Source organism: Stappia sp. TSB10GB4, assembly GCF_900185745.1.
In the GTDB taxonomy this organism is placed as follows: Bacteria; Pseudomonadota; Alphaproteobacteria; order Rhizobiales; family Stappiaceae; genus Stappia.
In genome coordinates this window covers 24,913-36,906 of sequence record NZ_FYAV01000080.1, presented here as the reverse complement: position 1 = coordinate 36,906, position 11,994 = coordinate 24,913, and the positions used below count along the sequence as shown (strand labels likewise).

The window sequence follows — 11,994 nt, the reverse complement described above, 5'->3', positions numbered from 1 at the left end:
CCGTCTTCCACAGGCTGATCGCAAACGGAAAGAAGCCAATCGTCGCCCTCACAGCCCTCATGCGAAAGATCGTCGTCATCCTCAACGCCAGAACGAGAGACCACCTCAACGATATGAGTTGATGACGAAAAGAGAGGGCGCGCGGGATGACGAAACGCGAGCGCGCCGCCCGGGAGGACGAAACGCGAGGGCGCGCGGGAGGACGCAAAAGGAAGGCGGTGCGCCCCGCGCGCCGATGCGTGGCCGCCGCCGCTTTGCTCTTGTCCCGCCCGTCGCGGGCGGGTCAGTGCGAGGTGACCAGTCGCGCCCGGCCGGCCATGCGGGCGCTCTGCTTGCGCCCGCCCTGCGCCCAGAAATAGGACTGGCGCTCCTCCGTCGGAGTGCAGTTGTAGCGCTCCCGGTAGCACTTGGTGAAATGCGAAGTGGAGGCGAAGCCGCAGGCGATGGCGACGTCGAGCACCGGCCGGTTGGTGCGCCGCAGCAGGTCGCGCGCCGTCTCCAGCCGCAGCTTGAGATAATACTGGCCCGGCGTGCAGTCGAAATGGCGGCGGAACAGCCGCTCCAACTGGCGCGGGCTGAGGTTGACCGTCATCGCCAGTTGCTGGCAGGACAGCGGATCCTCGATATGCAGGTCCATGATGCGGATGGCGTCGAGGATCTTGACGTTGGAAATGCCGGTGCGGCTTTCCAGATCGTGGCGCTGCGCGCTCTCGCCCGAGCGCATGTTCTGGTAGAGCGCCACCTCCGCCACTTCATGCGCCAGATAGGCGCCGTGCTGGATGGCGATGACGCGCAGCATCATGTCGAGCGCGGCCATGCCGCCGGCGCAGGTGATGCAGTTGCGGTCGATGGCGAAGAGGTCGCCCGAGACCTCGATCTCGGGAAACTCCTCGCGGAAGGAGCGCAGGTTCTCCCAGTGGATCGTACAGCGGCGGCCGTCGAGCAGGTGGTAGCGGGCGAGCACATAGGAGCCGGTGCAGACCGCGCCATAGGTGCGCCCGCGCGCGTTCAGCTTGCGCAGCCGCGTCCCCAGTTCCTTGGGCAGCGGTACGCGCTCCACGTCGACGCCGGAACAGATCAAGGTGATGTCGGCGTCCTCAAGGTCGTTGATCGACCCCTGGACCGAGAGATGGCAGCCGTTGCTGGCCTGCACCGGGTTGCCGTCCACCGAATAGGTCTTCCAGGAATAGAACTCCTGGCCGAGCACCCGGTTGGCGATGCGGATCGGCTCGATCGTCGAGGTGAAGGCGATCAGCGAGAACTGATCCAGAAGGATAAGGGCCACCGTCTGCTGTTCGGTGGAGGTGGTCTGATCTGCCATGCGCACTGTGCCCGGGCTGCGAGGGGCTGACCCCTAGTCCAATGGAAGGTTTTTGCTTCTATTTGCGGGCAGTTTGTGAGTAGCCGTCAATCTTGTCAAATAAAAACGGCGGCGAATACATGTATGGCGAAATTATGCCGGCAGACATGAAATAAAGCGGGGCGGGGTCAACAAAACGTCATGGCGATGCGCGGGTGCGACATGCTGCCGGCGTCGGGCATGGGGAAAATCCACAGGCGTCCAAATTCCGCCTTGCGCAAGCCGGCCCGCTCCTTTAGATACCCCTCACCAGCCGACAGGCCATGGGCGATTAGCTCAGCGGGAGAGCGTTCCGTTCACACCGGAAAGGTCACTGGTTCAATCCCAGTATCGCCCACCATTCCTTCCCGTATTTGGGTCCTTCCCGCAGCCCGGCCGTTTCGGCCGTCCTCCGACGCGCGCGTGCGTCCTGTCCTTCATCGTTTTCGCGACCAGCCTTGCGGCGGCGGTCTCAACGCGCAGTCGCCCGCGATCGGGCAGACGGTGCCTGCGTCACTATGCGCCGCGCGGACCCATTTGCGAATGGTTTACCTCATCGGCGGTTTTTCCGGCCGTGCCCAGTTTTCGGTCCCGATGTAAAGTCTCGCTCAAGTCCCTGGCGCCATACTGCGCGCAAACAGAGGGCGGCTTTGCGAATGCACGGACACATCGTCAGAAGCAGTATGGTGCGCAGCGCGACACAACAGTGCAGCCGGCCGATGGAGCGGCGGGACGTGGCCCGTATCGCGGAGATGTTCGCGAGCGCCTTTCGCGACGGCCGGCAGGCGCCGGGGCTGGAGGCCTATCTGGAGGCGCTGTGCTTCGGCAGCCCGCATCTGTCGTCCGACAACGGCAGCCGGGTGTTCGAGGACGAGAGCGGCACCGTCTGCGCGGCGATCCTGTCGGTGCCGATGCGCTTTCGCGTCGAGGGCCAATTGGTGACGGCGCGGCTGCTGTGCAATTTCATGGCCGTCGGCGAGACCGGGCCGCGCGGCGCGGCCAATCTGTCGCGCTATTTTCGCGGCAAGCGGCACGACTTCCTGTTCTCCGACACGGCGCTGGAGTCCAGCACCGTTCACTGGAAAGCCGGCGGCGGCCGGGTGTTGCCGGTCCAGAGCCTGGAGTGGCGCCGCCTGTTCCGGCCGCTGGCCGCCGAGGTGCCGCGCCTGCACCGCGCCCTGCGGAGCGAGGCGGGACAGATGGCGCTGGCGCCGCTCCGGCTGCTCGATGCCGGCCTGCGCCGCCGCTACAAGCGCCTTGTCGCCAGGATGCCGGAGGGTCTTGCCGTGGAAACCGTCGGCCCGGCGCGCTTCCTGTTCGAGGCCCGGCCGATGCTGGGGCGGTTCAGCGTCCGTCCTGATTGGGATCCGGCGGAGTTCGCCTGGCTGATGCGGATGGTGGAGAGCAATCCGGGCCTTGGAGCGCTGCGCTTCTGTCTGGTGACCGATGCCGGCGGCGCGATCATCGGTGCCGCCGCCTATTGCGGCAGCGGGCGCGGGCGGGCGAGCGTGCTCAACCTGCTGTGCCTTGAAGAGCGCGAGCGCGAGACCGTGGCGGCGCTGCTGGCCGATCTCGACCGGCAGGGCTATTCGGAGGCCCGCGGCATGACGCAGCCCTTCATGATGCCGGCGCTGCAGGCGATGGCCCATGTAACGTTCCGCCATCGCGGCTTTTTCTGTCTCGGAGGCCGGTTGCCGGCCCTGCACCGGGCGGTCGAACAGGACCTGCTCTATGCGGAAGGCCTGTCGTCCGAAAGCTGGTCGCGGCTGCTCACCGACTTCTGAGCGACTTCTGTCCGCTTTCTGGCCGGCGCCCGGTCCTGGGCTCGGGGCTCAGCCGACGGCGAGGCCGAGGCCGAGACGGTCGAGGGCGGAGCGCAACTCGTCGAAATGGTCGATGACCGCGTCGGGCGAAAGCTCGCGCACCGGCACGGCGGTGTAGCCGAAGGTGACGGCGACCACCGGAATGCCGGCGGCGCGGGCCGCGTCGATGTCGGCCCGGCTGTCGCCGATCATCACCGAGCCGGCAAGCCGCGCGCCGGCGCGCTCGATCGCGCCGAGCACCGGCATGGCGTCGGGCTTGGACCGCGCGAAGGTGTCGCCGCCGACCAGCGCGTCGAACAGGTCCAGCATTTTCAGATGGTCCAGAAGCTGGCGGGCGATCGGCTCGGACTTGTTGGTGCACACGGCCAGCCGCCAGCCTTCGGCGCGGAAGGCGACCAGCAGATCCAGGATGCCGGGAAAGGGCAGGCTGCGGCCGGCGATGTCGGCCCGGTAGAGCGCGATGAAGCGCAGAAACAGCCGCTCGATCTCGATCGGGTCGGGGTCGGCGATGCCGTTCTCCAGCAGCGCCTTGGCGAGCAGCGGCCGGGCGCCGACGCCATAGAGGTGTCCGAACGTGTCGAGACCGACTTCTCCGAGGCCCTCTTCGCGCATCACCCCGTTGACCGCGGCGGCAAGGTCGTGGCGGGTGTCGACCAGGGTGCCGTCGAGATCGAAGACGAGGGCGGGCGTGGGCATGGGCGGCTCCTGGAGGCTGCGGCGGCTGTTCGGGGGCTTATACCCGCGCCGCTTGCCCGTGGGGAAGGGGGATAACGGGGCAGCGTCGCGGCGGCCCGGCGGCGACAGGCGCAAAGGACGCTCTCCGGTCCGGCCCTGTGCTTTTGCGCAAGTGTCGCAAGATTCGGCCGTTTTGAGACAGGATTTTGCAAAATCCGTCGCAAATTCCGGCGTGGCTCCCAAAGCGAAACGCCGGCCAAGGCGGCCGGCGTTTCAAGGGTTTGGCTTGGCTTCGAGGCTCAGGCCATCTCGCTGGTGACGCCGAGACGCTTGTCGAGATAGGCGCCGCACTCGGCCATCAGCTCTTCCATATGGTTCTCGAAGAAGTGGTTGGCGCCCGGAATCACCTTGTGATCGATGACGATGCCCTTCTGCGTCTTGAGCTTGTCGACCAGGGTCTGGACGTCCTTCGACGGCACCACCTTGTCGGCATCGCCATGGACGATCAGGCCGGAGGAGGGGCAGGGGGCCAGGAACGAGAAATCATGCAGGTTGGCCGGCGGAGCGGCGGAAATGAAGCCTTCCACCTCCGGGCGGCGCATCAGGAGCTGCATGCCGATCCAGGCGCCGAACGAGAAGCCGGCGATCCAGCACGAGCGCGCGTCCGGATGCACGGTCTGCACCCAGTCGAGGGCGGCAGCGGCGTCCGAAAGCTCGCCCTGGCCATGGTCGAAGGAGCCCTGGCTGCGCCCGACGCCGCGGAAGTTGAACCGCAGCACGGCGAAGCCGCGCTTCGCGAACATGTAGTAGAGCTGATAGACGATCTGGTTGTTCATCGTCCCGCCGAACTGCGGATGCAGGTGCAGGATCAGGGCGATGGGGGCCGTCCGCGATTTCGCCGGCTGAAAGCGGCCTTCGATCCGGCCGGCCGGACCGTTGAAAATCACTTCAGGCATGGACCACCTCGTTCATGGGGCATTCGTTCCTTAACTTTCCTTGCCGTTCGCCGGGCCGCGCGGGGTTGCGAAGCTCAGGGCAATTGCGTAGTCCGACTTGACTCGGCTGGCCCTGGTTCCTACAACTTCTTTAGAATCGTTCGAAAGTTGACGGCGGAGGCCGCGTCTCGTCCGGTTCACGTCGGCGGCCCGGTCGACCAGTCGTGTCGATCTGTCCGTCCGGCCAGCGTGGTATATAGGGATGTCTTAAACCGATCTCCACGCGGAATTGCAAGAATTGCATCGCGCAAGATGACAGCCGGGTCGGTTTTTTTGTCGGACGGACGGTCCGGCGGAGCAGTTTTGGGCGGCGTGTTTTCGGCGCAGACGGTACGAGGGTCATGACGTCAGGGGCCGGCATCTATCTCGATCACAATGCAGGCGCGCCATTGCGCCCGCAGGTGGCCGAGCTCGTCTGCCGGGTGCTGACCCAGACCGGCAACGCCTCGTCGGTGCACGGGCCGGGCCGGCGGGCGCGCGGCACGATCGAGACGGCGCGGGCGCAGGTCGCCCGGCTGTGCGGCGTGCCGGGCGCGCAGGTCACCTTTACCTGCGGCGCCACCGAGGCGAACGTGACGGCGCTGTCGCCGGTCTGGAAGGACGGGCGCGGCGAGCGGCGGTTCACCCGGCTGCTGGTGGCGGCGAGCGAGCATCCCTCGGTCGCGGCCGGCGGACGCTTTCCGGCCGAGGCGCGCGAGAGCGTCCCGGTCGACGGCGAGGGCCGCGTCGATGTCGCGTCGCTGAGCGCGCGGGTCGGCGAACTGACGGCGGCGGGCGAGAGCCTGCTGGTGGCGGTGATGGCGGCCAACAACGAGACCGGCGTGCTGCAGCCGCTGGGCGAGATTTCGGCGGCGCTCAAGGGCAGCGGCGCGGTGCTGCATGTGGACGGCGTGCAGGCGGCCGGCCGCATCGCCATCGACATGGAGGCCTGGGGCGCCGACAGCCTGGCGCTGTCGGCCCACAAGATCGGCGGCCCGCAGGGCGCGGGCGCGCTGGTGGTGCGCAGGGCAGGGTTGCACCCGGCCCCCTTGCTCACCGGCGGCGGACAGGAAAACTGGCGCCGCGCGGGCACGGAGAATGTCGCGGCGATCGCCGGTTTCGGCCTTGCGGCGGAACTGGCGGCGGCGGAACTGGTTGGATGGGACGAAATTACGGCCCTTCGGGATGGCATGGAGCGGCAGCTTCGCCATATATGGGCCGACACAGTGGTTTTCGGCGCCGGCGCACCGCGGCTCGGCAACACGAGTTGCTTCGCGGTGCCGGGCGTGGCGGCGGAGACCGCGCTGATCGCCCTCGATCTGGAGGGCATCGCGGTGTCGTCCGGCTCCGCCTGCTCCAGCGGCAAGGTCGGCGTCTCGCCGGTGTTGTCGGCGATGGGCGTGGAGCGGGATCTGGCGCGCGGCGCCATCAGGATCAGCCTCGGGCGCAACACCGCGCCGGAAGAGATCGAGACGTTTCTTGCCGCATGGCGGCGGATATCGGGACGGATCAGGCAGACAGGCGCGGGCCGCGCCGCCTGACGGGATCCGGACCACACGAGCGATAAGGGGCGCGGCCTGCGCCCCGTCACGACCCGGACGCGGCTCGGCTGCGTCCAGCAAGACCCGGACGTGGCCTTGGCCGCGTCCGGAACGGAAGAATGACCGGGGGCGGCCGGCGGCCGCGCCCATCACATAGTGCGACAACCCGCGGTCCTTGACACCGCAGTGGATGGAGACACGCATGGCTGCAGTTCAGGAGACGATCGACCGTGTCCGGTCGATCGACGTCGATCAATACAAGTACGGTTTCATCACCGACATCGAGTCCGAAAAGGCTCCCAAGGGACTCAACGAAGACATCATCCGCTTCATCTCGGCCAAGAAGAACGAGCCGGAGTGGATGCTGGAATGGCGGCTGGAGGCCTATCGGCGCTGGCTGACCATGACCGAGCCGACCTGGGCCCGCGTCGAGTACCCGAAGATCGACTTCAACGACATCTATTACTACGCCGCGCCGAAGTCCGCGCCGGGGCCGAAGAGCCTCGACGAGGTCGACCCGGAGCTGCTGAGGACCTATGAGAAGCTGGGTATCCCCTTGCGCGAGCAGGAGATTCTGGCCGGCGTCGAGCCGAAGAGCCGGGTCGCGGTGGATGCCGTCTTCGACAGCGTCTCGGTGGTCACCACCTTCAAGGAGGAGTTGAAGAAGGCCGGCGTCATCTTCTGCTCGATTTCCGAGGCGCTGCGCGAGCACCCCGAACTGGTGCGCAAGTATATCGGCTCCGTGGTGCCCGTTACCGACAACTTCTACGCGACGCTGAATTCGGCGGTCTTCACCGACGGCTCGTTCGTCTACGTGCCGGAGGGCGTGCGCTGCCCGATGGAACTGTCGACCTACTTCCGCATCAACGAGAAGAACACCGGCCAGTTCGAACGCACGCTGATCATCGCCGAGAAGGGCGCCTATGTCTCCTATCTGGAGGGCTGCACGGCGCCGCAGCGCGACGAGAACCAGTTGCACGCGGCGGTGGTCGAGCTCATCGCCCTGGACGATGCCGAGATCAAGTATTCGACCGTCCAGAACTGGTTTCCGGGCGACAAGGAAGGCAAGGGCGGCATCTACAACTTCGTCACCAAGCGTGGCGATTGCCGTGGCAAGAATTCCAAGATCTCCTGGACCCAGGTCGAGACCGGGTCGGCGATCACCTGGAAATATCCGTCCTGCATCCTGCGCGGCGACAATTCGCGCGGCGAGTTCTACTCGATCGCGGTGTCGAACGGCTATCAGCAGATCGACAGCGGCACAAAGATGATCCATCTCGGCAAGAACACGTCGAGCCGCATCATCTCCAAGGGTATCTCGGCCGGCAAGTCGCAGAACACCTATCGCGGCCTCGTCTCGGCGCATCGCAAGGCGTCGAACGCGCGCAACTTCACGCAGTGCGACAGCCTGCTGATCGGCCAGGATTGCGGCGCCCACACGGTGCCCTATATCGAGTCGAAGAACGCGACGGCCGTGTTCGAACACGAGGCGACCACCTCGAAGATCTCCGACGACCAGATGTTCTACTGCCAGCAGCGGGGGCTCTCCGACGAGGAAGCGGTGGCGTTGATCGTCAACGGCTTCGTCAAGGACGTGATCCAGCAACTGCCGATGGAGTTCGCCGTCGAGGCGCAGAAGCTGATCTCCATCTCGCTCGAAGGCTCGGTCGGCTAACGCCGGCCGACCGCCTCGCATACCGAACATCCTGAAAGACCGACGGATACCAAAATGCTTGAGATCAAGAACCTGCACGCCCGCATCGCCGAAGACGGCACCGAGATCCTGCGCGGCATCGACCTTGTCGTGAAGCCGGGCGAAGTGCACGCCATCATGGGCCCGAACGGCTCCGGCAAGTCGACCCTGTCCTATATCCTCGCCGGCAAGGACGACTACGAGGTGACCGAAGGCGACATCGTCTACAACGGCCAGAGCCTCCTGGAGCTGGCGCCGGACGAGCGCGCCGCCGCCGGCGTCTTCCTCGCCTTCCAGTACCCGATCGAGATCCCGGGCGTGGCGACGATGACCTTCCTGAAGACGGCGCTCAACGCGCAGCGCAAGGCGCGCAGCGAGGACGAGCTGTCGACGCCCGAGTTCATGAAGCGGGTCAAGGAGAAGGCCGGCGAACTGCAGATCACCATGGACATGCTGAAGCGGCCGCTGAATGTCGGCTTCTCCGGCGGCGAGAAGAAGCGCGCCGAGATCCTGCAGATGGCCCTGCTGCAGCCCTCGCTCTGCGTGCTCGACGAGACCGATAGCGGCCTCGACATCGACGCGCTGAAGGTGGTGTCGGACGGCGTCAACCGCCTGCGCGGGCCGGATCGCTCCTTCGTGGTGATCACCCACTACCAGCGCCTGCTCGACCACATCGTGCCGGACGTGGTGCATGTCCTGTCGAAGGGGCGCATCGTCAAGTCCGGCGGCCCGGAGCTGGCGCTGGAACTGGAGCAGAAGGGCTACGCCGACTTTGTCGACGCGGCCGCGTGAGAGGTCAGGATAGAGACATGACCATCGAACCACGCACCCTGGAAACCAGGGCCGAAACCGACCTGGCCGAGGCCTATTACCGCGACCGCGACGCCCTGCCGGGCGGAGCGGCGGTCGCCGGGATCCGCAAGTCGGCCTTCGACGCCTTCCGCAGGAGCGGGCTGCCGCATCGCCGGGTCGAGGAGTGGAAATACTCCGACTTGCGCGCGAGGCTGAAGAGCATTCCGGCCTTCGCCGCGCGCCGCAGCGACGATGACGCCAAGGCGGCGCTCGCCGCGCTCGACGACGTCTATGGCGCGGCCGACCGCTACCGGCTCGTCATCGTCGACGGCCATTTCCATGCCGGCCTCTCCGACGTTGCCGCGCTGGCCGAGGCCGGCGTGCGCGTGCGCCCGCTCGCCGAGGCGCTTGTCGAGGAGGGCGAAAGCCTGATGCACCTGCCGCAGATCGCCGCCGGCGATGCGGCGACGGGCCTCAACGCCGTCTTCTGCGCCGACGGCCTCGTGCTGTCGCTGTCCGAGGGAGCCTCGCTGGACAAGCCGGTCGAGATCGTCCACGCCTTGTCGGCGAGCGCCGTCTCGACCAGCGAGCGGGTGATCGTGACGGCCGCCAAGGGCGCCAAGGCGACCGTGCTGGAGACCTTCATCGGCGGGGCGGAGGGGAGCTTCTCCAACACGCTGACCGACATTCGCGCCGGCGACGAGGCGGAAGTGACCGTTGCCCGCCTGCAGGCGGAGGCCGCCGGCACCACCCATGTCGGCAGTGCCGTGGTGACGCTCGGAGCCGAAACCAAGGTGAAGCTGATCGGCGCCGGCATCGGTTCGGGCTTTGCCCGGCACCAGTCCTTCATCGCCTTCACCGGCGAGGGGTCGCGCGCCGACCTGCTCGGCATCACCATGGTGCGGGCCGGCCAGCATGTCGACCAGACGCTGGTGGTGGACCATGCGGTGCCGCATTGCGACAGCCGCGAGCTGTTCAAGACCGTGGTCGGCGACGGTGCCAAGGGCATCTTCCAGGGCAAGATCATCGTCCGCCCGCATGCGCAGAAGACCGACGGCCAGATGATGACCCAGTCGCTGCTGCTGTCGGACGACGCGGAGATGTCGCTGAAGCCGGAACTGGAGATCTTCGCCGACGACGTACAGTGCGCGCATGGCGCAACGAGTGGCCAGATCGACGAGGATCTACTGTTCTACCTGCGCTCGCGCGGCATTCCGGAGGCCGAGGCCCGCACGCTGCTGGTGCTCGCCTTCCTGTCGGAAGCGGTCGAGGAGATCGGCGAGGAGATCGTCGTGGAGGCCTTCGAGGAGCGTATCCGCGCATGGCTGGACGCCGGGGCGTAAGCCCTGGCCCGGCGTGCTTCCGGGGCACAGGGCCCCGATGCAAAGGCTTCCGGGGCGCAAAGCCCCGGCAGCACCGTACAGGCCGGGGCAGGCGCCCCGGCGAAGCGGGAGAACGCAGATGACGTCGATGCCCGATCCCGGTGCCGTTGCAAGCGCCCCCTATGACGTGATGGCGGTGCGCCGCGACTTTCCGATCCTGTCGCGCGAGGTTTACGGCAAGCCGCTCGTCTATCTCGACAATGGCGCCTCGGCCCAGAAGCCGCAGGCGGTGATCGACGCGGTGACGAAGGCGTATTCGCACGAATACGCCAATGTCCATCGCGGGCTGCACTACCTGTCGAACACGGCGACCGAGAACTTCGAGGCGGCGCGCGAGACCGTGCGCCGGTTCCTCAATGCGCCGTCGGTGGACGAGGTGATCTTCACCCGCTCGACGACCGAGGCGATCAACCTGGTTGCCCAGACCTTCGGCGTGGAGCGGATCGGGGCGGGCGACGAGATCGTGCTGTCGATCATGGAGCACCACTCCAACATCGTGCCCTGGCACTTCCTGCGGGAACGGCAGGGCGCGGTGCTGAAATGGGTCTATGTGCGCGAGGACGGCTCGTTCGACCTTGAGGCCTTCGAGGCGGCCTTGTCGCCGAAGACCAAGCTGGTGGCGATCACCCAGATGTCGAACGTGCTCGGCACCGTGGTGCCGATCCGTGACCTGTGCCGCATCGCCCATGCGCGCGGCATTCCGGTGCTGGTCGACGGCAGCCAGTCGGCGGTGCACATGCCGGTCGACGTGCAGGACCTCGGCTGCGACTTCTTCGTCTTCACCGGCCACAAGGTCTACGGCCCGACCGGCATCGGCGTGCTGTGGGGCAGGATGGAGCATCTGGAGCGGATGCGTCCGTTCAACGGCGGCGGCGAGATGATCCTCGACGTCACCGAGGAGATGGTGACTTACAACAGCCCGCCGCACCGCTTCGAGGCCGGAACGCCGCCGATCGTGCAGGCGATCGGCCTTGCGGCCGCGCTCGACTACATGGACGGGCTCGGACGCGAGCGGATCGCCGCGCATGAGGCGGCGCTGCGCGACTATGCGCAGGAGCGGCTGAAGCAGATCAACTCGATCCGCATCTTCGGCGAGGCGCCGGGCAAGGGCGCCATCATCGCCTTCGAGATGAAGGGGGTGCATGCCCATGACGTGTCGATGGTCATCGACCGCGAGGGCGTCGCCGTGCGGGCCGGCACGCATTGCGCGCAGCCGCTGCTGGCGCGCTACGGCGTGACCTCCACCTGCCGGGCGAGCTTCGGCCTCTACAACACGTTCGATGAGGTCGACAGGCTGGTCGAGGCGTTGCAGAAAGCCCACGACTTTTTCGCATGAGGGCGAGATGAGCGAAGACCAACTGATCCAGGACGAGGACGCCCAGGCCGAGATTTCGGCCACCGGCTCAGCCTTTTCCGAAGACGAGCTGAAGCGCCTGACCGACGACATCGTCGGGGCGCTGAAGACCGTCTACGACCCTGAAATTCCCTGCGATATCTATGAGCTGGGCCTGATCTACAAGGTCGATATCGAGGACGACCGCTCGGTCGCCATCGACATGACGCTGACCGCGCCGGGCTGCCCGGTCGCCGGCGAGATGCCGGGCTGGGTGGAGAACGCCGTCAGCGCGGTTCCGGGCGTCGGCGACGTCAACGTGCAGATGGTGTTCGATCCGCCGTGGACGCCCGAGCGCATGTCGGAAGAGGCCAAGGTGGCGCTCAACTGGTATTGAGCGCCGCTCGGCCCTATATTGACGGCTAACGCGGAGGCTTCGGGC

At 66.7% G+C, this 11,994-nt stretch carries 10 protein-coding genes and 1 tRNA gene; 8 read left to right on the top strand and 3 right to left on the bottom strand.

The genetic code is table 11. From position 1 onward, the window contains the following. Positions 1 to 283: 283 nt before the first annotated feature. A complete protein-coding gene (locus TSB10GB4_RS22215; RefSeq protein ID WP_186389349.1) occupies positions 284 to 1,321 on the bottom strand; it encodes a GlxA family transcriptional regulator in 1,038 nt (345 codons plus the stop codon). Positions 1,322 to 1,625: 304 nt separating this feature from the next. Here TSB10GB4_RS22215 and TSB10GB4_RS22210 point away from each other — a divergent pair. Together TSB10GB4_RS22210 and TSB10GB4_RS22205 are read left to right on the top strand one after the other, a co-directional pair. Continuing rightward, a tRNA-Val gene (locus tag TSB10GB4_RS22210) sits at positions 1,626 to 1,700 on the top strand. A gap of 373 nt (positions 1,701 to 2,073) precedes the next feature. Continuing rightward, positions 2,074 to 3,123, top strand: coding sequence for a GNAT family N-acetyltransferase (locus TSB10GB4_RS22205; protein ID WP_186397526.1), 1,050 nt, complete (start codon positions 2,074 to 2,076; stop codon positions 3,121 to 3,123). Between the two features lie 48 nt (positions 3,124 to 3,171). Here the strand turns inward: TSB10GB4_RS22205 and TSB10GB4_RS22200 are convergent, their stop codons facing one another. Further along, on the bottom strand, positions 3,172 to 3,858 hold the full coding sequence (locus tag TSB10GB4_RS22200; protein WP_186397525.1) for an HAD-IA family hydrolase: 687 nt from the start codon (positions 3,856 to 3,858) through the stop codon (positions 3,172 to 3,174). A gap of 278 nt (positions 3,859 to 4,136) precedes the next feature. Further along, positions 4,137 to 4,793 carry an alpha/beta hydrolase gene (locus tag TSB10GB4_RS22195; RefSeq protein ID WP_186389352.1) on the bottom strand — a complete coding sequence of 219 codons (657 nt, stop codon included), beginning with the start codon at positions 4,791 to 4,793 and terminating at the stop codon, positions 4,137 to 4,139. A 380-nt stretch (positions 4,794 to 5,173) separates the two neighbouring features. On the opposite strand from TSB10GB4_RS22195, the gene TSB10GB4_RS22190 reads away from it, so the two are divergent. From TSB10GB4_RS22190 to TSB10GB4_RS22165, 6 genes are all read left to right on the top strand, one after another. Continuing rightward, positions 5,174 to 6,352, top strand: a complete 1,179-nt coding sequence (locus TSB10GB4_RS22190; RefSeq protein ID WP_186397524.1) for a cysteine desulfurase family protein — start codon at positions 5,174 to 5,176, stop codon at positions 6,350 to 6,352. A gap of 202 nt (positions 6,353 to 6,554) precedes the next feature. Continuing rightward, on the top strand, positions 6,555 to 8,027 hold the full coding sequence (gene sufB / locus TSB10GB4_RS22185) for a Fe-S cluster assembly protein SufB (protein ID WP_186389354.1): 1,473 nt from the start codon (positions 6,555 to 6,557) through the stop codon (positions 8,025 to 8,027). Between the two features lie 54 nt (positions 8,028 to 8,081). Next, positions 8,082 to 8,837: a Fe-S cluster assembly ATPase SufC gene (gene sufC, locus TSB10GB4_RS22180; protein WP_186397523.1), complete on the top strand. Its 756-nt coding sequence runs from the start codon at positions 8,082 to 8,084 to the stop codon at positions 8,835 to 8,837. Between the two features lie 17 nt (positions 8,838 to 8,854). Further along, positions 8,855 to 10,180 carry a Fe-S cluster assembly protein SufD gene (gene sufD / locus TSB10GB4_RS22175; RefSeq protein ID WP_186397522.1) on the top strand — a complete coding sequence of 442 codons (1,326 nt, stop codon included), beginning with the start codon at positions 8,855 to 8,857 and terminating at the stop codon, positions 10,178 to 10,180. A 127-nt stretch (positions 10,181 to 10,307) separates the two neighbouring features. Next, on the top strand, positions 10,308 to 11,555 hold the full coding sequence (locus tag TSB10GB4_RS22170) for a cysteine desulfurase (protein ID WP_244571006.1): 1,248 nt from the start codon (positions 10,308 to 10,310) through the stop codon (positions 11,553 to 11,555). A gap of 7 nt (positions 11,556 to 11,562) precedes the next feature. Then, positions 11,563 to 11,949, top strand: a complete 387-nt coding sequence (locus TSB10GB4_RS22165; RefSeq protein ID WP_186397520.1) for an SUF system Fe-S cluster assembly protein — start codon at positions 11,563 to 11,565, stop codon at positions 11,947 to 11,949. Positions 11,950 to 11,994: the final 45 nt, after the last annotated feature.